This window comes from Microbispora amethystogenes, assembly GCF_016863015.1.
GTDB classification, from domain to species: Bacteria; Actinomycetota; Actinomycetes; order Streptosporangiales; family Streptosporangiaceae; genus Microbispora; species Microbispora amethystogenes.
This window is the reverse complement of sequence record NZ_BOOB01000009.1, coordinates 51298-76730: the sequence shown is the minus strand read 5'-3', so window position 1 is coordinate 76730 and position 25433 is coordinate 51298. Positions and strand designations below refer to the sequence as shown.

General features: G+C 73.1%; 23 protein-coding genes and 1 pseudogene. 9 read left to right on the top strand and 15 right to left on the bottom strand.

All coding sequences use genetic code 11. The features are described from left to right. Positions 1–3: 3 nt before the first annotated feature. From Mam01_RS06185 to Mam01_RS06170, 4 genes are read right to left on the bottom strand one after another with little or no spacing between them, the layout of a single operon-like run. Entirely contained in the window at positions 4–1182 is a 1179-nt protein-coding gene (locus Mam01_RS06185) for an acyl-CoA dehydrogenase family protein (protein ID WP_204284682.1), read from the bottom strand. After that, positions 1179–2351, bottom strand: coding sequence for an acyl-CoA dehydrogenase family protein (locus tag Mam01_RS06180; RefSeq protein ID WP_204284452.1), 1173 nt, complete (start codon positions 2349–2351; stop codon positions 1179–1181). Before Mam01_RS06180 ends, Mam01_RS06185 begins: the two co-directional genes overlap by 4 nt. Before the next feature lie 7 nt (positions 2352–2358). Beyond that, positions 2359–3576, bottom strand: a complete 1218-nt coding sequence (locus Mam01_RS06175) for an acyl-CoA dehydrogenase family protein (protein ID WP_204284451.1) — start codon at positions 3574–3576, stop codon at positions 2359–2361. Next, the gene (locus Mam01_RS06170; protein WP_239101069.1) at positions 3577–4572 is read right to left on the bottom strand and encodes a phosphotransferase family protein; all 996 of its coding nucleotides are present in this window, start codon (positions 4570–4572) and stop codon (positions 3577–3579) included. 25 nt (positions 4573–4597) lie between these two features. Here Mam01_RS06170 and Mam01_RS06165 point away from each other — a divergent pair, with 25 nt between their 5' ends. Next, on the top strand, positions 4598–5305 hold the full coding sequence (locus Mam01_RS06165; RefSeq protein WP_239101068.1) for a GNAT family N-acetyltransferase: 708 nt from the start codon (positions 4598–4600) through the stop codon (positions 5303–5305). Here the strand turns inward: Mam01_RS06165 and Mam01_RS06160 are convergent. Continuing rightward, positions 5280–5855 (bottom strand): TetR/AcrR family transcriptional regulator, encoded by a 576-nt coding sequence (locus Mam01_RS06160; RefSeq protein WP_204284448.1) that lies wholly within the window; start codon positions 5853–5855, stop codon positions 5280–5282. The two genes, Mam01_RS06165 and Mam01_RS06160, sit on opposite strands and share 26 nt — an antisense overlap. A 70-nt stretch (positions 5856–5925) precedes the next feature. Between Mam01_RS06160 and Mam01_RS06155 the strand changes: the two genes are divergently transcribed. Then, positions 5926–7089 (top strand): FAD-dependent monooxygenase, encoded by a 1164-nt coding sequence (locus Mam01_RS06155; protein ID WP_204284447.1) that lies wholly within the window; start codon positions 5926–5928, stop codon positions 7087–7089. A gap of 17 nt (positions 7090–7106) precedes the next feature. On the opposite strand, the gene Mam01_RS06150 is transcribed toward Mam01_RS06155, so the two are convergent. The 3 genes from Mam01_RS06150 to Mam01_RS06140 all read right to left on the bottom strand — a co-directional run bounded on the left by Mam01_RS06150 (position 7107) and on the right by Mam01_RS06140 (position 9479). Further along, positions 7107–8000: a DMT family transporter gene (locus Mam01_RS06150; protein ID WP_239101067.1), complete on the bottom strand. Its 894-nt coding sequence runs from the start codon at positions 7998–8000 to the stop codon at positions 7107–7109. Positions 8001–8163: 163 nt separating this feature from the next. Further along, positions 8164–8973: a hypothetical protein gene (locus tag Mam01_RS06145; protein WP_204284446.1), complete on the bottom strand. Its 810-nt coding sequence runs from the start codon at positions 8971–8973 to the stop codon at positions 8164–8166. A gap of 149 nt (positions 8974–9122) precedes the next feature. Next, positions 9123–9479: a VOC family protein gene (locus Mam01_RS06140; RefSeq protein ID WP_204284445.1), complete on the bottom strand. Its 357-nt coding sequence runs from the start codon at positions 9477–9479 to the stop codon at positions 9123–9125. 125 nt (positions 9480–9604) lie between these two features. Between Mam01_RS06140 and secA2 the strand changes: the two genes are divergently transcribed. Then, positions 9605–11887 (top strand): accessory Sec system translocase SecA2, encoded by a 2283-nt coding sequence (secA2, locus tag Mam01_RS06135; RefSeq protein WP_239101066.1) that lies wholly within the window; start codon positions 9605–9607, stop codon positions 11885–11887. A gap of 24 nt (positions 11888–11911) precedes the next feature. Here secA2 and Mam01_RS36380 read toward each other — a convergent pair whose 3' ends face one another. From Mam01_RS36380 to Mam01_RS36370, 3 genes and pseudogenes are all read right to left on the bottom strand, one after another. Then, positions 11912–12787 carry a hypothetical protein gene (locus Mam01_RS36380; RefSeq protein ID WP_239101065.1) on the bottom strand — a complete coding sequence of 292 codons (876 nt, stop codon included), beginning with the start codon at positions 12785–12787 and terminating at the stop codon, positions 11912–11914. A gap of 329 nt (positions 12788–13116) precedes the next feature. Next, positions 13117–14127 (bottom strand): glycoside hydrolase family 5 protein, encoded by a 1011-nt coding sequence (locus Mam01_RS36375; RefSeq protein ID WP_239101116.1) that lies wholly within the window; start codon positions 14125–14127, stop codon positions 13117–13119. 252 nt (positions 14128–14379) lie between these two features. Further along, positions 14380–14580, bottom strand: a pseudogene (locus Mam01_RS36370) (cellulose binding domain-containing protein); the annotation flags it as partial. Positions 14581–15000: 420 nt separating this feature from the next. Between Mam01_RS36370 and Mam01_RS06120 the strand changes: the two are divergent. Then, positions 15001–15885, top strand: a complete 885-nt coding sequence (locus Mam01_RS06120; protein WP_204284442.1) for a fructosamine kinase family protein — start codon at positions 15001–15003, stop codon at positions 15883–15885. 2 nt (positions 15886–15887) lie between these two features. On the opposite strand, the gene Mam01_RS06115 is transcribed toward Mam01_RS06120, so the two are convergent. Both Mam01_RS06115 and Mam01_RS06110 read right to left on the bottom strand, forming a co-directional pair. Continuing rightward, positions 15888–17267 (bottom strand): lanthionine synthetase LanC family protein, encoded by a 1380-nt coding sequence (locus tag Mam01_RS06115; RefSeq protein ID WP_204284441.1) that lies wholly within the window; start codon positions 17265–17267, stop codon positions 15888–15890. Between the two features lie 94 nt (positions 17268–17361). Beyond that, on the bottom strand, positions 17362–17766 hold the full coding sequence (locus tag Mam01_RS06110; protein WP_204284440.1) for a VOC family protein: 405 nt from the start codon (positions 17764–17766) through the stop codon (positions 17362–17364). 333 nt (positions 17767–18099) lie between these two features. Here Mam01_RS06110 and Mam01_RS06105 point away from each other — a divergent pair, with 333 nt between their 5' ends. Both Mam01_RS06105 and Mam01_RS06100 read left to right on the top strand, forming a co-directional pair. Continuing rightward, on the top strand, positions 18100–18525 hold the full coding sequence (locus Mam01_RS06105; RefSeq protein ID WP_204284439.1) for a pyridoxamine 5'-phosphate oxidase family protein: 426 nt from the start codon (positions 18100–18102) through the stop codon (positions 18523–18525). A 2-nt stretch (positions 18526–18527) separates the two neighbouring features. Continuing rightward, positions 18528–19532 (top strand): zinc-dependent alcohol dehydrogenase family protein, encoded by a 1005-nt coding sequence (locus Mam01_RS06100; protein WP_204284438.1) that lies wholly within the window; start codon positions 18528–18530, stop codon positions 19530–19532. Here the strand turns inward: Mam01_RS06100 and Mam01_RS06095 are convergent. Next, entirely contained in the window at positions 19519–20184 is a 666-nt protein-coding gene (locus tag Mam01_RS06095; RefSeq protein ID WP_204284437.1) for a CBS domain-containing protein, read from the bottom strand. The two genes, Mam01_RS06100 and Mam01_RS06095, sit on opposite strands and share 14 nt — an antisense overlap. Positions 20185–20320: 136 nt before the next feature. On the opposite strand from Mam01_RS06095, the gene Mam01_RS06090 reads away from it, so the two are divergent. The 3 genes from Mam01_RS06090 to Mam01_RS06080 are packed head-to-tail and all read left to right on the top strand — an operon-like array spanning position 20321 to position 24362. Then, entirely contained in the window at positions 20321–21979 is a 1659-nt protein-coding gene (locus Mam01_RS06090) for an NAD(P)/FAD-dependent oxidoreductase (protein ID WP_239101064.1), read from the top strand. Next, positions 21976–23469 carry an ATP-binding protein gene (locus Mam01_RS06085; RefSeq protein ID WP_239101063.1) on the top strand — a complete coding sequence of 498 codons (1494 nt, stop codon included), beginning with the start codon at positions 21976–21978 and terminating at the stop codon, positions 23467–23469. Before Mam01_RS06090 ends, Mam01_RS06085 begins: the two co-directional genes overlap by 4 nt. 29 nt (positions 23470–23498) lie before the next feature. Further along, positions 23499–24362, top strand: coding sequence for an NAD(+)/NADH kinase (locus tag Mam01_RS06080; RefSeq protein WP_191910251.1), 864 nt, complete (start codon positions 23499–23501; stop codon positions 24360–24362). On the opposite strand, the gene mgrA is transcribed toward Mam01_RS06080, so the two are convergent. Beyond that, the gene (mgrA, locus tag Mam01_RS06075; protein WP_204284435.1) at positions 24359–25357 is read right to left on the bottom strand and encodes an L-glyceraldehyde 3-phosphate reductase; all 999 of its coding nucleotides are present in this window, start codon (positions 25355–25357) and stop codon (positions 24359–24361) included. The genes Mam01_RS06080 and mgrA overlap by 4 nt on opposite strands. Positions 25358–25433 lie beyond the last annotated feature (76 nt).

Here is a 25433-nt window from a genome sequence, read left to right as displayed (position 1 = left end):
CGGTCAGACCGGCGCGGGGAGGTCCGCCGGACCGGCGAGGGCCTCGCGGTGGTCGCCGGGGGTGCCGAGCGCGATCTGGTCGGCCTTGGCCCGCTTGAGATACAGGTGCGCGGGATGCTCCCAGGTCATCCCGATGCCGCCGTGAAGCTGCACGCACTCTTCGGCGGCGTGGACGGCGACCGCTCCGCAGTGCGCCTGCGCCACGGCGACGGCCACCGTGATGTCCCCGGCGACCGGCGCCTCCGCCAGCCGGGCGGCCGCGTTCCGGGCCGCCGCCCTGGCCCCGGCGATCTCCAGCCACAGGTCGGCCAGCCGGTGCTTGACCGCCTGGAACGACCCCACCGGCCGGGCGAACTGCCTGCGCTCCCTGACGTACGCGACCGTCGTGGCGAGGCACCACTCGGCGATCCCGAGCTGCTCGGAGGCGAGCAGCCCCGCGCCGCGCAGCAGGGCCTCCCGCACCCACGGCGTCTCCGGGCCGCCGGCTGTGGCGACGACCCGCGCGGGGGCCGAGGCGAACGACACCGTCGCGATCGGCCGGGTCAGGTCGAGCGAGGTGACCGGGGCCACCCGTACGGCCCCCTGCACGGTGCCGGCCGGGGACGTCTCCACCGCGCACAAGGCGGTGCCCCGCGTCAGCCGTACCGGGACGAGCAGCACGTCGGCGATCTCCGCGCCGATCACGCCGCCGACGGTGCCGGTCACCGTGCCGTCCTCACTGAGGCTCACCGCGGGGGCCGGCGGAGCGTACGGCGAGGCGGCGAACGGCACCGCGAGCGCGGCGGTGGCCTCCCCCGCCGCCAGACGGCCCAGCAGCTCCCCGGCCACCTCTCCCCCCGCCGCTCCCCACGCAGTCAGGAGCGCCTGGGTCGCGAGGACGGCGCTGGAGAGGTACGGCACCGGCGCCACGGCGCGGCCCAGCTCCTCCAGCACGACGGCGGCCTCGCGGGCCGACGCCCCGCCCGCACCGGAAGCGGCGCCCCCGAGTTCCTCGGGCACCAGCAACCCGGCCACGCCGATGTCGCGGGCCAGCGTCTTCCACAGCTCCGCGTCGTACGGCATGCCGGACTCGACACCGGATTCCACGCGGCCGAGCACGGCGGACGAAGAGCACCTGTCGGCGAGCAGGTCGCGCACGGCGGCCCGCAGCTCCTCCTCCACCTCCGTGTAGAGCAGGGTCATCGGGGGAGGTCCTTCCACGCGACGTCCTTGTCGGCACGCGGCTCGGCGGGCAGCCCGAGCACGCGTTCGGCGATGATGTTCCGCAGGATCTCCGAGGTGCCGCCCTCGATCGAGTTGCCCTTGGCCCGCAGGTAGCGGTAGCCCGCCTCCCGGCCGAGGAAGTCGACCGCCTCGGGGCGGCGGAAGGTCCAGTCGTCGTAGGCGAGGCCGTCCTCGCGGAGCAGCTCGACCTCCAGGCCGGAGAGCTCCTGGTGCAGCCGGGCGAAGGCGAGCTTCATCCCCGAGCCCTCCGGCCCCGGGTGCCCGGCGGCGAGCTGCTCGCGCAGCCGCGCGGCCGTCAGGCGCATGACCTCCGACTCCACCCAGAGCCGCAGCAGCCGCTGGTGCAGGTCGTGGGTGCGGAGCTCGGGCCGGGAGCGCCAGGTGTCGGCGACGACCTCCATCATGGTGCGGCGGACCGGCATGCCGCCGATGGCGACCCGCTCGTTCATCAGCGTGGCCTGCGCGACCCGCCAGCCGTCTCCGGCCTCGCCCAGCCGCAGCGCCTCGGGCAGGCGGACCCCGGTGAGGAAGACCTCGTTGAACTCGGCCTCGCCGGTGATCTGGCGCAGCGGGCGCACCTCGACGCCTGGCGCGTGCATGTCGCAGACGAAGTAGGTCAGCCCGCGGTGCTTGGGCACGCCGGGGTCGGTGCGGGCCAGCAGGAGACCCCAGCGGGCGGTGTGCGCGCTCGACGTCCACACCTTCTGGCCGTCCACCACCCACTCGTCACCCTCGCGTACGGCGCGGGTGGCCAGGGTGGCGAGGTCGGAACCGGCGCCCGGCTCGCTGAAGAGCTGGCACCACACCTCCTCGCCGGTCCAGAGGGGACGCAGGAAGCGCCTCTTCTGCTCCTCGGTGCCGAAGGCGAGGATCGTCGGGGCGGCCATGCCGAGGCCGATGCCGATGCGGCCCGGCTGGTTGTCGGGCGTGCCCCTCAGCTCCCGGTCGGCCACCGCCTGCAGCTCCCGGGGCGCGCCGAGGCCGCCGAGCCCCTCGGGGAAGTGCACCCAGGCGAGCCCCGCGTCGAACCGGGCGCGCAGGAACTCCAGGCGGTCCACCGTCGCCGGGTCATGCTCCGCGAGGAAGGCCGCGGCGCGCCGGGCGACCGACGCCTCATCCCATGTCACCAGAAGATCACCCCATGTGTCTCTTGAGCTCGCGGCGGGCCAGCGACCGCTTGTGGACCTCGTCGGGGCCGTCGGCGAACCGCAGGGCCCGTGCGCCCGCCCACAGCGCGGCGAGGGGATAGTCCTGGCTCAGCCCGGCGGCGCCGTGGGCCTGGATCGCCTTGTCCAGGATCCACTCCACGGTCGCGGGTGCGGCGATCTTGATGGCCTGGATCTCGGTGTGCGCGCCCCGGTTGCCGGCGGTGTCCATCAGCCAGGCGGTCTTGAGCACCAGCAGGCGCAGTTGCTCGATGCGCACCCGCGACTCGGCGATCCAGTCCTGGACCACCCCCTGCCGGGCCAGCGGCCCGCCGAACGCCTCGCGCGACAGCACCCGGCGGCAGGTCAGCTCCACCGCCCGCTCGGCCATGCCGACGAGCCGCATGCAGTGGTGGATCCGGCCCGGCCCGAGCCGCGCCTGGGCGATGGCGAAGCCGCCGCCCTCCTCGCCGACCAGGTTGCCCACGGGCACGCGTACGTCCTCGAACACCACCTCGGCGTGGCCGCCGTGGTCGGCGTCGTCGTACCCGAAGACGGTCATGCCGCGCCGCACGGTGAGACCGGGGGTGTCGCGCGGGACGAGCACCATGCTCTGCTGCCGGTGCCGGGGCGCCTCGGGGTCGGTCTTGCCCATCACGACGAAGACCCGGCAGTTCGGGTCCATCGCGCCGGTGATGTACCACTTGCGGCCGTTGATGACGTACTCGTCGCCGTCCCTCCTGATGGAGGTCGCGATGTTCGTCGCGTCGGAGGAGGCCACCTCGGGCTCGGTCATCGCGAAGGCCGACCTGATCTCCCCGGCCAGCAGCGGCTCCAGGTACTCCGCGCGCTGCCGCTCGCTGCCGAACTCCGCCAGCAGTTCCATGTTGCCGGTGTCGGGGGCGGCGCAGTTGGTCGCGGGCGGCGCGATGGCCGGCGACCTGCCCATGATCTCGGCGAGCGGCGCGTACTGGAGGTTGGTCAGGCCCGCGCCCCGCTCTCCGGGCAGGAAGAGGTTCCACAGGCCGCGCGCGCGGGCCTCGGCCTTCAGGTCCTCCAGCAGCGGCGGCGGACCCCAGCCGCCCGCCGCCCGGACCTGGGCCGCCTGCTCGTGGAAGGCGTGCTCGGCCGGGTGGACGCACTCGTCCATGAAGGCGAGCAGCCGCGCCCGCAGCTCCTCCGTCCTCTCGTCGAACGCGAAGTGCATTCAGACCTCCATGAGCCCGCGGGCGACGAGCGGGGCGACCTGCTCGCCGATCCCGGCGAAGCCCTCCCCCACCGTGAGGCCCATCGCATGCCGGAAGTGGATGCCCTCGGCGATCACCGCGAGCTTGAAGCAGGCGAGGCCGGTGTACCAGCCGAACCGGGACAGGTCGCGCCCGGACGCCTCCCCGTAGCGTGCGGCGAGGTCCGCCCCCGCTTCGATCGGCAGGGGTGGCGCCTCACCCCCGGCCTCGACCACCGCGCCGACGGCGCGGCCCGCGGCGGGGTCGAGCGCGGCGACCTCGCCGTACAGGAGGAACAGCGCCAGGTCGGTGAGCGGGTCGCCGAGTGTGGACATCTCCCAGTCGAGCACGGCCCGCACCTCGCCGCCGGCGACCAGCGTGTTGCCGAGCTTGAAGTCGCCGTGCAGGATCGCCGAGCCGCCCTGAGGGGGTACGTCGCGGATGAGGCGTTCGTACAGGTCGTCGAAGCCGGGGACGTCCCGGCTGCGGGAGGCGTCGAGCTGCCGTTTCCACCGGGCGGCCTGCCGCTCCAGGAAGCCCTCCGGCCTGCCGAAGTCGCCGAGCCCCACGCTCCCGGGAGCGATCGAGTGCAGCGCGGCCAGCACGTCCACCAGCGCGTGGGCGAGGGCGGGGGTCAGCGGCGGCTGCCCGCCCTCGACGTGCTCCATCACGAAGAAGGGCGCGCCGATCACCTCGGCGTCCCGGCACAGATGGAACATGCGCGGCACGGGGACCGCGGTGTCGCGCAGTGCGCTCATCACCTGGTGCTCCCGCGCCATGTCGTGGGCCGTGGCCAGAACGTGGCCGAGCGGCGGTCGGCGCACGACGTACGTCCGCTCGGCGTCGCGGACCACGTACGTGAGGTTGGATCTTCCGCCGACGATCAGCTCGGCGGTGAGCGGCCCCTCGGTCAGGCCCGCGCGCTGGAGATGCCCGGCGAGGCGGGCGAGATCGAGGCCGGGCGGGTCGGCGTCCACCCCGTGAGCGTACCGACCAGCCGGTATGCGTGTCGACACGGCGCCGCGCAAGTGGTCCTCGCCGACGCCGCCGAAGTGGCCGTTCTCCGCGCCGTACGCGCTCGGTAGCGTCGGCCGCATGACCGCGAAGATGCCCGCGCCCGTCGTGCTCGACGGCCGCGTCGTACGGCTGGAGCCCCTCACCCTCGGCCACGTCCCCGACCTGTACGCGGCCGGCCGGGACGACGCGGAGGTGTGGCGCTTCAGTCCGCGGCTCTTCCCGGCTGCCGAGGAGGGGATGCACCGCCACGTGGCGGGCCTCCTCGCCAGGCCGCTGACCACCCAGTTCGCCGTGATCCTCAAGGAGACCGGGCGGGCGATCGGCTCGACCGCCTACTGGGACGTCGCGGGCTTCGACGAGAGCGTGGAGGTGGGGTCCACCTGGTACGCCAGGGCCCACTGGCGCACGGGCGTGAACACCGACTGCAAGATCCTGCTGCTCGACCACGCCTTCGCTCTCGGGTTCAATCGCGTCGTGCTGCGGACCGACATCCGCAACCTGCGGTCGCAGGCCGCCATCGAGCGCATCGGCGGGGTGCGGGAGGGCGTGCTCCGCCGGCAGTTGCGCCGCCCCGACGGGACCTGGCGCGACAGCCCGCTCTACTCCGTCCTGGACGACGAGTGGCCGGCCCATCGCGCCCGCCTGGAGGGCCGGTTCGCGGCGTTGCTCAGCTCCGGAGGAACAGGCTCATGAGGTCCTCGCAGGCCGCGCGCAGGTCCTCCGGGGACGGGGTGCCGCCCGCGCCCGCCACCGCGTCGAACAGCAGGCCCTCGACGTAGGCCACCATCTGCCCGCCCCGGCGTACGGGGTCGGGCGAGCCCGCGGCGGCCAGCATGGCGACGGCGGGCTCGCGGATGCGGCGGCCCAGCTCGTCGTACAGCCCGCGCAGCTCCGGCCGGCGGGTCGCCTCCAGCGCCAGTTCGTACCGGGCGACGGTGGTCTCCCGGTGCTCGGTCATCGCCGCGTACGCGAAGGCGGCGAGCAGGTCCGTCAGGTCACCGGCGCCCCCCTCGCCGAACGGGAGGCCGGACACGACCGTGGAGAGCGCCGCCGCCTCGCGCTCGGACAGCCGGGCCAGCGTCAGCTCCAGCAGCGCCGCACGCGTGCGGGCGCAGTTCGACGTGGACCCGGGAGGGAGACCGGCGGCCTCGTCGACCGCCCGGTGCGTCAGCCCCCGCATGCCGCGCTCGGCCAGGATCGCGATGGCCGCGTCCGCGACGAGGACCGCCCGCTGACTGTTCACGGCCCCCATCGTACGGGCGCACTACAGGCGTAGTAGCCTCTAACTACATCTGTAGTGAAGGAGGCCGGACATGGCGCACGCGGTGGTGGTCGGGGCGGGCATCGGCGGGCTGACGGCGGCACTGGCCCTGGCGCGGAACGGCTGGCAGGTGACCGTGCTGGAGCAGGCGGCCTCGATCGAGCCGGTCGGCGCGGGGCTCGCGGTCGCGCCCAACGCGCTGCGGGCGCTGGACATGATCGGCTTCGGGGACGAGGTCAGGAAGCTGTCGGCGATCCAGGGCGAGGCGGGCCTCCGGCGGCCGTCGGGCCGCTGGCTGTCGCGGACCACCGCCGAGGACGCCGCCGCCCGCTACGGCGACTCGATCGTGCTGCTCACCCGGTCGGCGCTGGTCGGCATCCTCGCCGCGCGCCTGCCAGAAGGCGCCCTGCGACTGGGCACCAGGGCCGAGCCCGAGCCGGCCGACCCCGGCACAGGCCTGGTCACCCTCGCCACCCCGGCAGGCACGGAGACCATTCAGGCCGATCTCGTCGTGGCGGCGGACGGGATCCGGTCGCGGACCCGCGCGGCGCTGTTCCCCGGCCACCCCGAGCCCGTCTACGCGGGCGTGACGAGCTGGCGGGCGATCGTCCCCTGCGCCGAACAGGTCGGCGCCTCGGAGACCTGGGGGGCGGGCCTGGTCTTCGGGGTCATGCCGCTGGCGGGCGGCCAGGTCTACTGCTACGCCACCGCGCCGGTCGCCGCGGGCCTGCGCGCGGAGAGCGAGAAGGACGAGCTGATCCGCCTGTTCGGCCGCTGGCACGACCCGATCCCCGCGCTGCTGGCCGCCGCCGACCCCGGCGCGGTGCTGCGCCACGACATCTACTCGCTCGACACCCCGCTGCCCGCGTTCCACTCCGGGCGGATCGCGCTGCTGGGCGACGCGGCGCATCCGATGACGCCCAACCTCGGGCAGGGCGCCTGCCAGGCGATCGAGGACGCGGTCGTGCTCGCCCGGCACGTCTCGCCGGGCGGTCGCCCCGCCGAGAATCCCGCCCCCGGACTTGCCGCGTACAGCCGGGAGCGGCTGGCCCGCACGACGCCGATCGTGCGGCGGTCGCGGCTGGTCGGGCGGATCAGCGGCTGGCGCGATCCGCTGGCGGTCTCCCTGCGCGACGGCGCGATGCGCGCGGCGGGCCTACTCGGGCCCGCCGTCGCGGTGCGCCAGTTCGACAGCGTCTTCCGCTGGCCGGGCTGAGAGGGTTTCCCGAGGGGTCAGGCCGCCTCGGGCGTCACCGCGCTCACCGGCTCCTCGCGCGGGCCCGGCTCGCCGCGTACGACGGCGGGTTTGGAGTGGTCGGGGGCCAGGCGGCCCAGGGTGACCGTCCCGGCGATCAGCAGGGCGGCGGCCAGCAGCGCGGGAACCACCTTGTCGGGTCCGGTCGGCAGCGACTCGCCCAGCAGCAGGGCCCCCGCCGCCACCGACGTGAGGGGATCGACCACCTGCACTCCGGCGTAGGCGATCCCGAAGTAGCCCACGGCGTAGGACTTCTGCAGCAGCACGATGGCGCAGACCAGCAGCACCGGGATGGCCAGGGTGAACCAGTGGACCAGCCGCCCGAGGTCCCCGTGGAGCCCGCCGCCGACGACCCGGACGAACGTGGACACGGTCGCGGTCACCGCGCCGGCGCCGACCGACATCAGCAGCGCCTTCAGCGGTCCCCGCAGAAGGCGCGCGGCGGTGAAGGTGACGGCGGCGACCAGGGCGACGCAGCCGATCAGCGCGAGGGCACCTCCGTCCGACAGCACGGGGGTCACGTTGTGCGCCGGGACCAGCAGCATCAGGCCGAGCAGGCCCACCGCCACCGCGATCGACCCGGCGATCTCGGCCCGCCGGGGGCGCCTGCCGTGCAGCGTGGCGGCGAGCGGCACCGCGAAGACCAGCGTCGCCACGCTCACCGGCTGCACGACGACGAGCGGGGCCACGCTGAGCGCCACGGCGTGCAGGGACGCGCCGACGAGGCCGATCACCCCGCCGATCAGCCAGCGGGGCCTTCGCACGAGCGCGAGCGTCGCCCCGTCGCGCACGGCTTCGAACTGCTGCAGCGCCGCGCCCAGCGCGTACCCGAGCGCCCCGACGAGGGCGATCGCCACTCCCGCCCAGATCATGCGTGCCGGCCGGGGTGCCGGGAGCCGACGGTGTGTCCAGATATCACCACGCAAGTTTAGGGGGAGTGGGTCCGCGCCACGGGAACCCGCGACTCTCAGGACCGCGCCGGGCCCACTCTTCAAGCCCCCGTACGTGCGGACCCCGGGAAGGCGCGGTGTCCGCTCAGTCGGTGCCGCTGGACAGGGCGAGGTCGACGACCTCGGTGTTCTCGGTCACCCAGGTGGCGGACAGCCCTCCCTCCTTGACCAGAGCCTCGCCGGTGGCCTTGAGGACTCCGATCCGATTGCCCGCGAGCGCGAGTTCGAGGACGTCCAGGTTCTCGGTGACCCAGGTCGCCGACAGGCCCCCCTCCTTCACCAGCGCCGTGCCGTCACCGCGGACGACGCCGATGCGGTCGCCGGCCAGGACGAGCTGCTTCACAGCCGTGTTCTCGATCACCCAGGTGGCGGACAGCCCGCCCGCCTTGACCAGCGCGACACCGCCCGCCCGGACCACGCCGATGCGGTCGCCCGACAGCGCGAGCTGCTTGACGTTGTCGTGCTCCAGCACCCAGCTCGCCGACAGACCGCCCTCCTTCACCCAGGCCCTCCCATCGCCCCTCAGGACGCCGATACGGTCGCCCGACAGCGCGAGCTGCTTGACGTCGTCGTGCTCCAGCACCCAGTTGGTCGACAGGCCCCCCTCCTTCACCCAGGCCCTCCCGTCCCCGGTGAGGACGCCGATACGGTCACCCGCGAGCGCGATCTGGACGACTCCGTCGTGTTCCAGCACCCAGCTCGCCGACAGGCCACCCTCCTTGACCAGGGCCTCGCCGCCGCCCCTGAGCACGCCGATCCGGGGCAGGGCGCCGGCCGCGCGCGACTGCGCACTCGCCGCGGTCGTGCCCAATCCCGCCGGTAGCAGGCCCGCCGCACAGGCGAGAGTCGCCCCGAGGAGAACCAGGCCGGGCCGGGTCGCCGAACGAGTTGTCATGAATGCCTCCGCATCGCATCGGGCGGGCCCCTCGCCCGCCAGGAATCGATCACGGAGAGACTAGATACGATCACGCGATGTAATCACGCTTCTTGCATCGTCAGGAGAGTCGGCCACACTGCGCCCGCTTCAGGACCACTGGGCCCGCTTCAGGACCTCTCGGGACAGACGCAGAAAAGGTGACCCTCGGGGTCGGCGAGCACGACCCAGTCGCCTGGCTGGAACTCCGGCTTGGACGCTCCGAGCGCGACGTACTCCTCCACGGCCCTGGCCACGTCGGGCACCCGGAAGTCGAGGTGGAACTGCTTGTCCGCGCCGGGCCAGGACGGCGCCTTCCAGTCGGGCACCCGCTGGAAGTAGATGGCCGTCGTGTCGTCGCCGATGCCGGCGTACTCGTCTTCGGCATACTGCACCGGCATCCCGGTGATCTGGGAGTAGAAGTCGGCGAGCCTCTTCGGCTCGGCGCAGTCCATGGTCACGGCGATGAGCTTCGCGATCGTTGTCATACGGCCATGCTGCCGCGCGTACCTGTCAGGGAGTGTCAGGTACGCTCACCTGTCGCGCGCCCCGATAGTGGGACCATGAACCGGGCATGTGGAACCAGTCGGACCCAAGAGTCGTTGGAGCGGATGTGACGCGGGTAGGTCGATGGATCAGGCGGTTCCTGGAGAAGCCGGGAAGCGTCGATCTCGCCCCCTTCCAGCGGATCGCGGCGGAGGCGGCCGGGCGTGAGGCCGAGGCCGGCCGGCGCGACGAGCTGCGCCCCGCCGTCGTCGACCCGGCCTGGGTCGGCACCGCCGACTTCTGCGCGGTGATGCGGGAGGCGGCCCGCCGCGCGCTCGGCCAGCGGCCGTACGACGTGCAGCTCGCGGGCATGCTGGCGCTGCTGGAGGGCCACGTCGCGCAGATGGCCACCGGCGAGGGCAAGACGCTGGTCGGGGCCATGGCGGCGGCCGGGTACGCGCTGCGCGGCGCCCGGGTCCACGTGGTCTCGGTCAACGACTACCTCGCCCGCCGCGACGCCGAGTGGATGGGCCCGCTGTACGAGACGCTGGGCCTGACGGCCGGATGGGTCGCCGAGACCTCCACGCCGGAGGAGCGCAGGAAGGCGTACGCGTGCGACGTCACGTACGCGGCGGTGAGCGAGCTCGGCTTCGACGTGCTGCGCGACCGGCTGTGCACCGACCCGGCCGAGCTGGTCGTGCCGGCCCCGGAGGTCGCGCTCGTCGACGAGGCCGACTCGGTGCTGGTGGACGAGGCCCGGGTGCCCCTGGTGCTGGCCGGCGCGGCCGACGCGGGCACGGCCCTGCCCGAGATGGCGGCCCTCGTACGGCGGCTGTCGCGCGGCTACCACTACACGATCGACGAGGAGGGCCGGGCCGTCTTCCTCACCCCCAAGGGCATCGACACGGTCGAGAAGGCCCTCGGCGTCGACATCTACGAACACCCCGGCGTGGTGACGCAGGTCAACCTCGCGCTGCACGCCCACACGCTGCTCACCCGGGACGTCGACTACATCGTCAGGGACGGCAAGGTCGAGCTCGTCAACACCTCACGCGGCCGGGTCGCGGCGCTGCAGCGCTGGCCGGACGGGCTGCAGGCCGCCGTGGAGGCCAAGGAGCACCTGCAGGCGTCGGAGACCGGCGAGATCCTCGACTCGATCACCGTGCAGGGTCTCGTCCACCGCTATCCCCGCGTGTGCGGCATGACCGGCACCGCCGTCGCCGTGGGCGAGCAGCTCCGCGAGTTCTACGACCTCTCCGTCGTGGTCGTCCCGCCCAACCGGCCCTGCGTACGGGTGGACGAGCCCGACCGGATCTTCGCGACCGCGGAGGACAAGGAGGGGGCGCTGCTGGACGAGATCGAGACCCGGCACGCCACCGGGCAGCCGATCCTCGTCGGCACGCTCGACGTCGCCGAGTCCGAGCGCCTGGCCGAGGCCCTCGCGGCCAGAGGTCTCTCCGCGACCGTCCTGAACGCGAAGAACGACGCCGAGGAGGCGCAGATCATCGCGCGGGCCGGACGGCGCTGGGCCCTCACGGTCTCCACCCAGATGGCCGGGCGCGGCACCGACATCCGGCTCGGCGCGGGCGGCCCCGGCGAGGAGGAGCCCGGCGATGAGGAAGAGGTCGCCTCGCTGGGCGGCCTCTACGTCATCGGCACCGGCAGGCACGACAGCAGCAGGCTGGACGACCAGCTCCGGGGCCGGGCCGGGCGGCAGGGCGACCCGGGCGGCTCGGTGTTCTTCGTCAGCGGCCAGGACCCGCTCCTGACGGTCTACGCGCCGGACCAGTCGCTGCCGCCCGCCGACGCCGACGGCGCCGTACGGAAACCGGAGGCGCACGCGCTCGTGGCGCACGCCCAGCGGGTGGCCGAGGGCGTGAACCTGGAGATCCACCGCAACACGTGGCGGTACACCCGGCTGCTGGAGCGCCAGCGGGCGGAGGTGCTCGAACAGCGCGACCGGGTCCTGCGCGGCGACACCGGGGCGCGGGCGCTGGAGTCGGCCTGCCCGGAGCGCTACCGCGAGCTGTGCGAGACGGCGGGCGAGGAGGTGGTCGAGCGGGCCGCCCGGCAGATCGTGCTCTACCACCTCGACCAGTGCTGGACCGAGCACCTCGGCTTCCTGTCCGACCTGCGCGAGGGCATCCACCTGCGCGCGCTCGGGCGGCTCAACCCGCTCGACGAGTTCAACCGCGAGGCCGTCCCCGCCTACCGGGCGATGCTGGACGAGGTCGAACGGCGTTCCCGGGAGACCTTCGAGAAGGCCGACGTCACCCGGGATCTCGCTGACCAGGGCCTGAAGCGGCCCACGGCGACCTGGACCTATCTCGTGCAGGACAACCCGTTCGGCTCCGAGTGGGACCGGGTGTTCAACCGGGTCGCGGGAGCGCTCCGGGGCCGTAAAAGGTAGACCCCGCCCCTCCCGCCCCAGTCTCTATCGGGCCTCGTCGCCGCTCGAACGGCGGGTGACCCGGCTGTGCACCACTTTCGCGCTCACCGCGACGAGCGCGCACACGACGATCGCGGCGGAGACAGCCGGAGCGGCGTCGTCGCGGCCGGACGGATCGCCGGTGGCGGACACGGGGGTGACCGCCTGGACCGACGCCGTACCGGTCGTGGCGGCGGCCGCCGGGGTCTCGGCTCCGTCCGCCCGCGCGGCCGGGGGCGCGCCACCCGCGGCGTCCTGCCCGCCGGCGAAGGGGGCCATGGCCGCCGCAGCGGCCTCGGCCTGGGCGGCGGGAGAAGCCGACTCCTGAGCCGACTTCTGTGCCGGGGCCTCCTTGGCAGCCTGCGTGGAGGCGGTGGTCTGCGACTCCTCGGAGGCCCCGGAGGCGGCATTGGACGCATCGGAGGGGGCGGGGGCCGCGGTCGGGCAGGGCGGCGGCGGCGCCGCCTTGTCCCGCACGCCGTACGCGCCGGTGGAGAACGGCTTGGGCGCGCCCGTCTTGCCGCGCCCCTCGCCCCACTCGGTGATGACGTACTTCACGGGGATGTGGCCGAGCCCGCCCGCGCCCTCGACGGTGAGCGAGCCGCTGTCCCAGGTGCCGCCGGTGAGGTCGGCGAACGTCTTGCCGTCGAGGTCGAGCATGACCCCGTTGCTGGAGGGAACGCCGGGGCCGCGGTCGCCGACGAAGAAGTCGGCCTTCTTGCCCTGGTAGATCACATAGCCCTTGGTGCCCATGGGCCAGCTCGGGCTGGCCGCGAGGCCCTTCTGCATCGGCTCGCCCGACGCGGGGGCTCCGGTGTCGCCGTTGATGCCCGAGCCGTCGTCCCAGAAGTAGGACGCGGTCGTCTTGCCGGTGTAGAGCACCGTCCGGCCGTCGGCCGTGGGACAGCCGACCTCGGGAACGGCCGGAGCTTCGGCCGCCTCGGCGGCGTGGGCGGGGAGGGAGACCGCCGCGAGGGAGACGGCGGTCGCGTGCTGCTCATGGGGGTCCGCGTAGCTGGAAATGGGGGATCTCCTGACTGGTCACGGTTGGGTAACCGGACACTAAACCAGGAAGACCCCAAGTCTCGACATTAAGGACGAAAGTTTTACCTTCTGGATGAACACCCCATTACGTGGCAAAGTCAGACATGGACGTGCCCTCCTCCCAGGGGGCCGGAGCGGGAGGAGGGCACGCGAGTTACGAGAGAAGATCAGGACGACAGCAGGCGGGATCGCAGTCCGGCCCCGAACCCGGTCGGGGTCCCGTTGTAGTCACTGATCAGGGACGGCCCGGTGGAGCAGTCCCAGGTGTTCCAGGTCCAGCCGAGGTAGGACAGTCCCTTGGCGTCGAACCAGTTCATGACCTGGTCGATGAACCCGTGGGAGCACGTGTTCTCCCCGATCTCCCCGGCGACCAGCGGAACCTGGGCGGCCACCGGCGCGAGCTGGCTGTCCCAGCACGAGGCGCTGACGCAGGAGTTGAAGTTGTACACGTGCCACGCGGCGGCCAGGTTGTTGCGGGAGTCCGTGGGCTTGTACTGCAGCCACTGCGTCAGGTCGTTGGAGTAGGCCAGGCCGCCCAGCAGGATGATGTTCGTCGCGCCGGTGGCCCGGACGGTGTTCACCAGCGACTGGAACCCCGCGACCTGGTAGGAGATGCCGGGGCAGGTGCCGCCGTCCCGCCAGCAGGTCCATCCGGACGTCGCGCCACCGGTCGCCCGCTCCGGGTACGGCTCGTTGAACAGGTCGAACACGACCTCGTCCCGGCCCTTGAAGGCGTTGGCGACCCCGGTCCAGAACTGCGGCGCGTACTGCGCGTCCGGCATCGGCTTCTGGCAGGAGGCGTGCACGTCGGAGCAGCCGGAGGAGTTGCCGGTGTACTGGCCGTAGTTCCAGTGCATCTCGACGATCGGGGTGATGCCCTTGGCCACGAGCCGGTCGACGTACGACCTGACCTCGTTCTGGTAGGCGGCGCCGCCGTACGACGCCTGGATGTTGCTCAGGCCGAGCCAGCACTCCTCGTTCAGCGGGATGCGGACGGCCCTGACCTTCCAGGTCTTCATCACGTCGATCGCCGCGTTGTCGACCGGGCCGTCCCAGATGCCGCGCCCCTGGACGCACATGAACTCGCCGCCCGAGCGGTTGACCCCCAGCAGCCGGTATGCCGCTCCGGTCGAGGCGTTCACGATCGTGTTGCCCGACACCTTCAGCTTCGGCGCCACGCCCGTCTGCGGGCTGGGCGACGCCGAGGGGCTGGCGGAGGGCGACGGACTGGGTGACGGACTCGGTGACGGACTCGGTGACGGACTCGGTGACGGACTCGGTGACGGACTCGGTGAGGGGCTGGGCGACCGCGTGGGCGAAGCCGAGGGGGACGCCGACGGGGACGCCGAGGGCGACTGCGGGGTGCCGTTGCAGGAGACGCCGTTCAGCTTGAAGTCGGACGGCGCCGGGTTGCTCCCGGACCAGGTGCCGTTGAAGCCGGCGCTCGTCGACGCGCCGGCGGCCAGGGACCTGTTCCAGTCGAGCGCGGTCGCCGTCACGGCGCTGCCCGACTGGCTCCAGGTCGCCGACCAGCCCTGCGTGACCTTCTGGCCGCTGTTCGGGAACGTGAACGTGAGCGTCCAGTTGTTAACCGGATCACCCAGGTTCTGGATGCTGAGATTGGCGGACATGCCGCCCTGCCACTCGCTGGCTGTGTAGGTCACCTTGCACGCCACGGCGGCCTCGGCCGCCGTCGTGTGTCCCAAGGCGAGCCCGCCCGCGGCCACGAGGCCGAGAACGGTGAGGATGACGCCTCTGCGTCGCATGGTCCGTCCTTCCGTGTCGCCCGCTCCGCCGTCGGGGCGCTCGCGTCACCGGTCGTGCCTCCCCACCCGTCGAACGGGTCCGGACCGGCGGCGCGCCCCTCCGGCGCGCGGAGTGAGAAGACCGCAGCGAAGCGTCGTGAACTCGACCGGTTCAGTCAAAGGTGGCGGAGGGGCCGCTCTGCCGACCTGCGTGGACACGGACCACGTGGGTGAAAATTTCACCTGAACGGCGGGCCGGGATGAAAGTCCTCTCGTCCGCGCCGGCCGGCAGACAGGAGCACACCCGTGACAGACGCGACGTCCCTCCTGCTCGAACGCCTGCACGCGGCCGGTCTGACCGACGTCGTCGCGGTCGAGCCGGCCACCGGAGGTCTCGCCGCGATCGCGGGGCTCGCGCGCCGCGGTGACGGCACGCCGGTGTTCGTCAAGGCGTTCGGCGAGCCGCCGTCGGACGACGCCTTCGCCGCGGAGGCCGAAGGGCTCACCGTGCTCCGCGAGACGGGCGGCGTCGCCACGCCCGAGATCATCCTCGCGGACCGCGACCTGCTCGTCCTGTCCGTGCTGCGGCCCCGGCCGGGCACGGAGGCCTTCTGGGAGCAGCTCGCGCACGCGCTCGCCCACCTGCACACCACCACGCGGCACTCCCGGTTCGGGTGGCATCGGGACAACTGGCTCGGCCGTCGCCGGCAGGTCAACACCTGGGACGACGACGGGCACGAGTTCTTCGCCCGGCACCGTCTGCTGCGCTGGCTCGGCGAGCGTCGCGTCCAGGAGGCGCTCGGCGCCGCGGACCGGGCGGCGCTGGAGCGGCTGTGCGACCGGCTGCCCGAGCTGCTGCCGGCCGGGCCCGCGTGCCTGACGCACGGCGACCTGTGGGCGCAGAACGTCATGGCCACCCCCGGCGGGCGGCCCGCGCTGATCGACCCGGCCGTGTCGTACACGTGGGCCGAGGTCGACCTGGCCCACCTGTGGACGACGGCGCCGCCGCCCGAGGCGCACGTGTTCTTCGAGCTGTACGCCGAGCTGACCGGGCTCGACCGCGACTGGCGCGAACGCATGCCGATCCTCCAGCTGCGCCAGCACCTGGCCGTGATCGCCCAGTTCGACCCCGACTGGGGCGCCGCCGATCTCGTGCGCGCCACGCTCGCCCCGTTCCGGCGGCGGCCCTGAGATCAGGCGTCGCCCTCGCGCAGGACGGCGGCGGGGACCGGGATCGCCGGGAACGGGTTGTCCGGCAGGAGGATCAGACGGCGCGGGCCGCCCCCTGCCGAATACTCTGCCGAACCCCCCGTTGTGCCCGAGGCGGCGTCCCGGGCGGCGTCCTCGGTGGCGGCGAGGTGCAGGAGCGCGGTCCCGATCCCGGCGGCGCCGACCATGTAGCCGGTGTCGGCGGTGAACTCCTCCGGACGCAGCCGGCGGTACGCCTGGTACCAGCGGAAGCCGTCCTCCTCGTCCCCGGCCGCGCGTCCGATGAGGTCGGCGGCGAGGGTGCGGGCGAAGGCGAGGTACGGCTCCCGCCCGGTGGCGGCGTACAGGCCGGTGAACAGCTCCAGCAGCCCGGCCGTACCGCAGCACAGGCAGGCCACGTCCCAGTGACCCGGTGGGGTGTGCTCCGGCAGCCCGCTCTGCACGATCCCGTGGGCGAGACGCTCCACCCAGTCCAGGTCGCCGGGGTCGCCGGTGACGCGGTGCAGCTCGTGGAACATCCGGGCCACCCCGGCCGCGCCGGAGCAAAAGCCGAGGTAGTGGAGGCGGCGCCCCTGCGGCAGGTGGTGCGGGACGCGGGCGCACCTGTCGGTGACCACGCTGACCGTGCGGACGAAGTCGGCCCCCCGGCGGGCCGCCGTGAGGAACCGCGCGTCGCGGGTCACACCGTGCAGCCGGGCGAGCAGGAACGCGGCGCCCGCCGTCCCCGACAGGAACCCCGGCGTGACGGCGTCCACGGGCAGGTCGGGGAAGGCGTTCCCGCCGAAGCGGTGACCGGGCACGGCGAGGGCCGCGACGCGCCCGCCCGCCTCGACGGCCACCTCCTCGTACGCCGACACCCCGAGAAGGCCCGAGGCGTGCAGCAGCGCGAGCACGATGCCCCCGTCGCCGCGCAGCGCCGGGTCCCCGGTCCAGCCGGCGCCGTCGTCGAACCGGCGGACATCGCGCACCAGGCCGTCGGCGACGGCGTGGGCCGCCTCGTGGACCTCCTCGTCGCCGGTCGCCCAGCCGGTCTCGGCCATCGCGAAGAGCATCCCCGCCCGGCCGTGGTAGAAGGTCGGGTCGCGCTGCTCCCGCCACGTCGCGGCGAGCCGGCGCGCCCCCGCGAGCGCGTCGTCCAGGTACGTCCGGTCACCCGTGGCGGCGGCGGCCTCCAGGAAGAACAGCACGACGCCGGCCGCCCCCGCGTACAGGGAGGAGGTGCTCCCCGCGCCCGCCGACCGGCCCCGGGGGTCGGGATTGGCCAGCCAGTGCCGTCCGAGGGCGTCGTCGACGGCCGCCGACCTCACCCAGCGCGCGGCCATGACGGCGGCGGTGGTCGGCGTCTCACATGGCCAGGTACTCATCGCCCGATTCTCCCACGAATCCGGTAGGAAATTAAGGCTACCGTCTCCCAGTAGAAGCCTACGGCGAGGTGAGACCCGATCACACTCATCCTGGTCAGGTGGGATGCGGGGTGAAGGAACGGGGATCGCGCCGCAGCGGATGACCCTCGGGGATCTCGACGAGCACGATCGGCAGACCGTCGGGATCCTCGATCCACATCTCCACCAGCCCCCACGGTTCCAGCCGTGGCGGGTGCGACACCCGCACCCCCGCGGCGGCCAGCCGGTCGTGCTCCGCCCGGACGTCGCGGACCTGCAGCCACAGCGCCGGGCTCTCCCGCCCGCCGCCGCCGTGCGGGGAGATCTCCAGGAATCCGGCCCCGAGGAAGAACACCACCCCGGGGTCCTCGGCCGGCCCGAACTCCCGGCTCACCGCCAGGCCCAGGACGTCCCGGTAGAAGCGGCGGCTCGCGGCCCGGTCGGCGGAGCGCAGGAGCACGCGGCCGCTCAGCACCTCCATCAGGGCCTCGCCAGGCGATCGGCGTGCGGTCGTCCGTCCGGTCTCATCACAGTGTCCTTTCCGTGGGGCCTCTCTCCGTGGCACTCCCCCGGCGGGAGCCACGTGACGGTGGTGCCCATCTGGGGCATGCGACTAAAGGAGGGATTACGGCAAACGACGGCCAAGGGAGGAGACGCGGCCAAGGGCCTTTCGTCCCCCGGAACGTGACGGACGGCGGTGCCGCCGCCGGCCCCCGGTGCGGAATGCTGGTCTGGTGCCGGCCGCGTTGCTGATCGCGTTGCCGGTCGCGCGCCGAACGAGGCAGTACGAACCGACTGTGAAGAAGAGGAACGCATGAGTGAGAACACCGCACCCGCCGGCCTGCCGCACCTGGAGAAGCTGGACCGCGACGACTGCCTGCGGCTGATCTCCCCCGGGGGCGTGGGCAGGATCGCCTTCACCCACCCCGGCGGCCCGGTGATCCTGCCGGTCAACTACACGGTGGAGCAGGGCGCGGTGCTGTTCCGCACGGCGCTCGGCGGCCCGATGGACGCCGACCTGCGCACGGGCGTCAACGGGGCCGACTTCATGGTCGCCTTCGAGGTCGACCGCATCGACGAGAGGACGCGGGAGGGCTGGAGCGTGCTCGTCCGCGGCGGGGCCCACCACGTGACCGGCGACGTGCACAAGGAGGTCGAGACCTGGGCGGGCGGCGAACGCGCCCTCTACATCCGGATCGAGCCGGTCGAGATCAGCGGCCGGCGTATCCAGCACGGATAGCCATGGACGCCTGGGTGGTGGCCCGGCCGGGGCCGGTCGCGACGCGGCCCCTGGAGCGGGCCGAACTGCCGGACCCCGTGCCCAGATCGGGGGAACTGCTGATCCGCGTCGAGGTGTGCGCGGTCTGCCGCACCGACCTGCACCTCGCCGAGGGCGATCTCCCCCCGAGACGCCCCCGTACGGTGCCCGGGCACGAGGTGGTGGGGCGGGTCGCGGCCCTGGGCCCGGACACGGCGGGACCGCCGCCCGGTTCGCGGGTGGGCGTGGCGTGGCTGCGCTCGACCTGCGGCCGGTGCCGCTACTGCCTGCGGGGCGCGGAGAACCTGTGTCCCGCGTCCGCCTACACGGGCTGGGACGCCGACGGCGGCTACGCCGAACTGCTGACCGCCCCCGCCGCGTACGTCTACCCGTTGCCGGAGGACGTCCCGGCCGAGACGCTGGCGCCGCTGCTGTGCGCGGGGATCATCGGATACCGGGCGCTGGCCCGCGCCGATCTGCCGCCGGGCGGCCGGCTCGGGATCTACGGCTTCGGCGCCTCGGCGCACCTGACCGCGCAGATCGCGATCGCCGAGGGCGCGACGGTGCACGTGATGACGAGGTCGGCGGCGGCCCGCGACCTCGCGCTCCGGCTGGGCGCGGCCTCCGCCGGGGGCAGCGCCGACCCGCCGCCGGAGCCCCTGGACGCGGCCATCCTTTTCGCGCCGGTGGGCGACCTCGTGCCGGTCGCCCTCGCCGCGCTCGACCGGGGCGGGACGCTCGCGGTCGCCGGGATCCACCTGACCGACATCCCGGTGCTGAACTACCAGCGCCATCTGTTCCAGGAGCGCACGCTGCGCAGCGTCACGGCCAACACCCGCGAGGACGGCCGGGAGTTCCTCCGGCTGGCGTCCCTCCACCACCCCCGGGTCACGACCACGCCCTACCCCTTCGCGGCCGCCGGCCGGGCGCTGGCCGACCTCGCCGCCGACCGGGTGGAGGGGGCGGCCGTCCTGCTCATGGACGGGTGACGGGCGGGATCACCCGGCCCAGGTCGTCGACCTCGTACGAGACCTCGGAGTCGACGTCGACCACGCCGTCGACACGCCAGACGGCCTCCAGCAGCGCCCTCAGCTGGGACCGCCGCTCCACGCTGCCCTCCAGGTAGACGATCCCGTCCTCGACCCGCAGGGAGCACCGCCCCGTGCAGGGCCCGATCACGTCGAGGACATCCTCGCGGATGTCCTCCGAGGAGCGGCAGAACACCCTGATCAGGTCGGACTTGCGGACCAGCCCGGTGATCCGCCCCGTGACCGCGTCCACCACCGGGAGGTCCTTGATCCGGTTCCGGTGCATGAGCCAGGCCGCCTGCCGCACCGGGGTGTCCTCGGTGACCGTGATCGCGGGAGTGCTCATGAGATCGCGGACCCGCCGGCCGGCCGCCTTCCTCCGCTCCCGGTGGCGCGAGGGCCCCTCGAAGAGCAGGTCGCCCATCCGCCGGTCCATGTCCTTGAGCAGCAGGTCGTCCTCGCTGACCATGCCGAGCACCCGCCGGTCGCCGTCCACGACGGGGACCGCTCCGACGTGGAACCGGCACATCGCAGTCACCACCTCGCCGAACGAGGCGTCCGCCTCGACCGCGACCACGAACCTGTTCATGACGTCCCGGACGGTCATGGGCATGGTGTATTCCTTCCCGTCCCTCCTCAGACTTCGTCATACCCACCGAACGGGGCGAGCGGCGAACGTCCTCGCGGCATGGGACCTATGGCCCACCGGGGACGAACCGGATTTTGCCCATCGCCAGTACCGTGGAGAGGTGCAGAACGCCGCGATCCTCACCGTCGACGACGATCCCTCTGTCTCGCGTTCGGTGGCGCGCGACCTACGCCGCCGGTACGGCGACCGCTACCGCGTGATCCGGGCGGAGTCCGGGTCCACCGCGCTGGACGCGCTGCGGGAGATCAAACTGCGCGGCGAGCAGGTCGCCGTGCTCCTGGCCGACTACCGGATGCCCGGGATGAACGGCATCGAGTTCCTCGAGGCCGCCATGGACGTCTTCCCGCTGGCCCGTCGCGTGTTGCTCACCGCGTACGCCGACACGGACGCGGCCATCAACGCGATCAACATCGTGGATCTCGACCACTACCTGCTCAAGCCGTGGAACCCGCCGGAGGAGAAGCTCTACCCGGTGCTGGACGCGCTGCTGGAGGCGTGGCTCACCACTCCCGCCGTGACGATGCCGGAGACCAAGGTCGTCGGGCACCGCTGGTCGGCGCGGTCGTTCGCGGTGCGCGACTTCCTGGCCCGCAACCTCGTGCCGTACCGCTGGCTGCGGGCGGACGAGGCCGAGGGCGCGCGGCTGCTCGCCGCGGCCGGCCTGGGCGAGGCCGACGTGCCGGTCGTGATCACCACGGACGGCAAGGCCCTGGCCCGGCCCACGGAGACCGACCTCGCCGCGCACGTCGGCATGGCCACCACCCCCGCCTCCGACCTCTACGACCTCGCCGTGATCGGCGGGGGCCCGGCCGGGCTCGGCGCGGCGGTGTACGGCGCCTCCGAGGGCCTGCGGACCCTGCTGGTGGAGCAGCGGGCGACCGGCGGCCAGGCCGGGCAGAGCAGCCGGATCGAGAACTACCTGGGCTTCCCCGACGGCGTCTCGGGCGCCCAGCTCACCGACCGCGCCCGCCGGCAGGCCCAGAAGTTCAACGCCGAGATGCTCACCACCCGCGAGGTCGTCGGCCTCGAACGGCAGGACCCGGTCACGCTGCTCCGGTTCTCCGACGACACTGCCGTCGCGGCGCACACGGTGGTGCTGGCCACGGGCGTGTCGTACCGCCTCCTGGACGCCCCCGGCCTCGCCGACCTGACCGGCCGCGGCGTCTTCTACGGCTCGGCCGCCATCGAGGCCCCGAACTGCTCCGGCGAGGAGATCTACATCGTCGGCGGGGCCAACTCCGCGGGCCAGGGGGCGGTGTACTTCTCCCGCTTCGCCCGGAGGGTGCACATCCTTATCCGGGGCGACGACCTCACCCGGTCGATGTCGCGCTATCTCATCGACCAGATCGAGGGGATCGCGAACATCGAGGTCCACCCGAACACCGAGGTCGTGGGCGGCGAGGGACGCGACCACCTGGAGCGGCTGACCCTGTGCGACCGGAGGTCCGGCCGGGTCGCCACGGTGCCGACGTCGTGGCTGTTCGTCTTCATCGGCGCCGAGCCGCGCACCGACTGGCTCGGCGACGTGGTGGCCCGCGACGGCAACGGATACGTGCTGACCGGCTCCGACCTGCTCGCCGACGGACTCCGCCCGGCCGGGTGGGCGCCGTCCAGAGACCCCTATCACCTGGAGTCGAGCATGCCGGGCGTCTTCGCCGCCGGCGACGTGCGGGCGGGCTCGGTCAAGCGCGTCGCCTCAGCCGTGGGCGAGGGCGCGATGGCGGTCTCGCTCGTCCACCGCTACCTGGAGGGCCGATGACAGAGACGCCGACGACCGGGACGCAGATGACAGAGACGCAGATGACAGAGACGCAGATGACAGAGACGCTGCCGCTGCAGGAGTTGCGCACGCTGTTCCTCTTCGAGTCGCTGGACGACGGCCAGCTCTCCGCCCTGTCGGCGGCGGGCCGGGTGGAGACGCGCGCCGCCGGCACTCTCGTCTACGGCGAGGGCGAGCCCGCCACCTGCTTCTTCGTACTGCTCAGCGGCACGGTCGCGATGAGCAGGCGGGTGCAGGGCGACGAGGTCGAGGTGAGCCGCACCTCCCAGCGCGGTGTGTACGGCGGCGCCACCCAGGCGTACCTCAGCGGCGAGCAGCACCAGCTCTACCTGAACTCGCTGCGCGCGGTCACCGACGCCGGGTTCTTCGTGCTGCCGGCCGAGGTGATCGCCGAGTGCGTGCGCGAGTGGTTCCCGATGGCGATGCACCTGCTGGAGGGGCTCTTCATCGGCATGCGCGCCACCCAGACGGTCGTGGGCGAGCGGGAGCGGCTGCTCGCGCTCGGCTCGCTGTCGGCCGGGCTGACGCACGAGCTGAACAACCCTGCTGCCGCCGCCGTGCGGGCCACGTCCGCGCTGCGCGGGCGGGTGGCGGGCATGCGGCAGAAGCTCGCCATGATCGCCGACGGGCGGCTGGACGGCAGCCAGTTGCACGATCTGGTGGAGCTCCAGGAGGACGCGGTGAAGCGCGCCGCGTCCGCCCCCGAGCTGTCCCCGCTGGCGCGCTCCGACGCCGAGGACGCCATCGCCGACTGGCTGGACGACCACGACATCGTCGGCGGCTGGGACCTCGCGGCCACGCTGGTGGCCGGGGGCGTCGACGTGGAGTGGCTCGACCAGATCGCTGGCGCGGTGGGCGAGGAGAACCGGGAGCCGGCGGTGCGGTGGCTCACCTACACCATCGACACCGAGCTGCTGATGGGCGAGATCGACGACGCGGTGAACCGGATCTCCAGCCTGGTCGGCGCGGCGAAGCAGTACTCCCAGCTCGACCGGGCCCCGTACCAGACGGTCGACGTGCACGACCTGCTCGACGCCACGCTGACCATGCTCCACGGCAAGATCCCGCAGGGCGTGCGCACGGTCAAGGAGTACGACCGGTCGCTGCCGCCGATCCCGGCGTACGCGGCGGAGCTGAACCAGGTGTGGACGAACCTGATCGACAACGCGCTCTGCGCGATGGACGGCGAGGGCACGCTCACCATCCGCACCTGGCGGAAGGACGGGCACCTGATCGCCGAGATCGGCGACACCGGGCCCGGCATCCCGCCGGAGGTCCGGCCCCGCATCTTCGAGCCGTTCTTCACCACCAAGCCCGTCGGCGAGGGCACCGGCCTGGGCCTGGACATCTCCTATCGGATCGTCGTGAACAAGCACCACGGGGACATCCGGGTGGAGTCCGCGCCCGGGGACACCCGGTTCCGGGTCGTCCTGCCCATCACCCAGGCGCCCCGGGACGACGGGCGGTAAGGGCCCGCACGCCCCGTACAGTGAGGGGCATGGGCATGGTCAGCACCGTCGGTCTCGTCCTGCACCCCGAGCGTGACTCGAAGGAGGCCATCGACACCATCGTCGAGTGGGCGCGCAACCGGGGCTGCCCGGTGCTGGGCCTGCCCGACGAGGTCGGGCGCATCGACTGCAGCGCGGTCGCGGTGGACGCCCAGACGCTGGTGCGGCAGGCCGACCTGCTGGTCAGCCTCGGCGGCGACGGGACGATGCTGCGCACCATGCGCCTGATCGCCGGGCGGCCGACGCCCGTCCTCGGCGTCAACCTGGGCCGGCTCGGCTTCCTCGCCGAGATCGACGTCGCTGACCTCGCGCCCGCGCTGTCGGCGATCGACGAGCACAGGTACACGGTCGAGCCGCGCATGGCGGTCCGGGCGGCCCTCCCCGACGGCCGGACCGTGACCGCCTTCAACGACATCGCCCTCGTCCGCATCCCCGGCGACGGGCTCGCGGCCGTGTCCGTCTCGGTCTACGGCGAGCCGTTCGTCCGGTACGCCGCCGACGCGGTGATCGTCTCCACCGCCACCGGGTCGACGGCGTACAGCTTCTCGGCCGGCGGCCCGATCGTCTCCCCCACCGTCGAGGGCTTCATCGTCGTCCCGGCCGCCGCGCACACGGCGTTCAACCGGGCGCTCGTGCTGTCCGCCGACGAGGAGGTGACGCTCGACGTGCTCCCCACGAGCGGACAGCTCGCGATGGAGGTCGACGGCACCATCGGCGGCCACCTGTGCCCGGGCGACCGGCTCACCGTGACGGCGCTGCGCGCCGCGGCCCGCGTGGTGCGGCTCGGGACGACGACCTTCTACGACCGGGCCCGCCGCAAGCTCCGGGTGAACGGCAGCGCCGAGGTCGACTAGCGCAGCAGGTTCTCGATGTCGGCCAGCTCCTCCGGGGTGAGCGGCGGCGCGGCCAGGGCGGCGGCGTTCTGCTCGAACTGCTCCACCGAGCTGGCTCCGACCAGCACGGACGTGACCCGCCGGTCGCGCAGGATCCACGACAGCGCGAGCTGCGCGAGCGACTGGCCGCGCGCCTGGGCGATCTTGTCGAGGCCGCGCAGGGTGTCCAGCAGCCTGGGGGTGAGCCGGTCGCGGGTGAGGAAGTGGCCGATCGCCATCCGCGAGTCCGCCGGCACCTCACCGTCGAGGTAGCGCCCGGTCAGCAGGCCCTGCGCCAGCGGCGAGTAGGCGATGCAGCCCGCCCCGGACCGCTCCAGGACGTCGAGCAGCCCGTCCTCCACCCAGCGGTCGAGCATCGAGTAGCGCGGCTGGTGGATCAGGAGCGGGGTGCCGAGGTCGCGCAGCACGGCGGCGGCCCGCTCGGTCTCCTCCGCCGAGTAGTTCGAGATGCCCACGTAGAGCGCCTTGCCCGAGCGCACCGCCGTGTCGAGGGCGCCCATCGTCTCCTCGATCGGCGTGTCCGGGTCGGGGCGGTGGGAGTAGAACACGTCGACGTAGTCGAGGCCCATCCGGCTCAGCGACCGGTCGAGGCTCGCCAGCAGATACTTGCGCGACCCCCACTCGCCGTACGGGCCCGGCCACATGTCGTAGCCCGCCTTGGTCGAGACGAACAGCTCGTCGCGGTAGGGCCGGAAGTCGGCCCGCAGGTGGCGGCCGAAGTTCTCCTCCGCCGAGCCGTACGGCGGGCCGTAGTTGTTGGCCAGGTCGAAGTGGGTGACGCCGAGGTCGAAGGCGCGGCGCAGGACGGCGCGCTGCACGTCGAACGCGTGTCCGTCGCCGAAGTTGTGCCACAGGCCGAGGGAGATCTCGGGAAGCAGCACGCCGCTCCTTCCGCTGCGCCGGTACGGCATGTCGTCGTACCGGGCGGGGGCGGGGACGTAGGGGTGCGGGATCATCCGTGACCTTTCGCTCGTGCGGCCGGGACCGGTCCTTCACCGGCGCCTTCTCCAGGACTACCAGGAAACCGCACGT

Bases quoted from the DNA above. Each gene is read 5' to 3' on its own strand.
- Mam01_RS06185 (WP_204284682.1), bottom strand. From the start codon at position 1,182: ATGACCCTGCTCTACACGGAGGTGGAGGAGGAGCTGCGGGCCGCCGTG.
- Mam01_RS06175 (WP_204284451.1), bottom strand. From the start codon at position 3,576: ATGCACTTCGCGTTCGACGAGAGGACGGAGGAGCTGCGGGCGCGGCTG.
- Mam01_RS06165 (WP_239101068.1), top strand. From the start codon at position 4,598: ATGCGTGTCGACACGGCGCCGCGCAAGTGGTCCTCGCCGACGCCGCCG.
- Mam01_RS06155 (WP_204284447.1), top strand. From the start codon at position 5,926: ATGGCGCACGCGGTGGTGGTCGGGGCGGGCATCGGCGGGCTGACGGCG.
- Mam01_RS06150 (WP_239101067.1), bottom strand. From the start codon at position 8,000: ATGATCTGGGCGGGAGTGGCGATCGCCCTCGTCGGGGCGCTCGGGTAC.
- Mam01_RS06145 (WP_204284446.1), bottom strand. From the start codon at position 8,973: ATGACAACTCGTTCGGCGACCCGGCCCGGCCTGGTTCTCCTCGGGGCG.
- Mam01_RS06140 (WP_204284445.1), bottom strand. From the start codon at position 9,479: ATGACAACGATCGCGAAGCTCATCGCCGTGACCATGGACTGCGCCGAG.
- Mam01_RS06115 (WP_204284441.1), bottom strand. From the start codon at position 17,267: ATGAGTACCTGGCCATGTGAGACGCCGACCACCGCCGCCGTCATGGCC.
- Mam01_RS06110 (WP_204284440.1), bottom strand. From the start codon at position 17,766: ATGGAGGTGCTGAGCGGCCGCGTGCTCCTGCGCTCCGCCGACCGGGCC.
- Mam01_RS06105 (WP_204284439.1), top strand. From the start codon at position 18,100: ATGAGTGAGAACACCGCACCCGCCGGCCTGCCGCACCTGGAGAAGCTG.
- Mam01_RS06100 (WP_204284438.1), top strand. From the start codon at position 18,528: ATGGACGCCTGGGTGGTGGCCCGGCCGGGGCCGGTCGCGACGCGGCCC.
- Mam01_RS06095 (WP_204284437.1), bottom strand. From the start codon at position 20,184: ATGCCCATGACCGTCCGGGACGTCATGAACAGGTTCGTGGTCGCGGTC.
- Mam01_RS06085 (WP_239101063.1), top strand. From the start codon at position 21,976: ATGACAGAGACGCCGACGACCGGGACGCAGATGACAGAGACGCAGATG.
- Mam01_RS06080 (WP_191910251.1), top strand. From the start codon at position 23,499: ATGGGCATGGTCAGCACCGTCGGTCTCGTCCTGCACCCCGAGCGTGAC.
- mgrA (WP_204284435.1), bottom strand. From the start codon at position 25,357: ATGATCCCGCACCCCTACGTCCCCGCCCCCGCCCGGTACGACGACATG.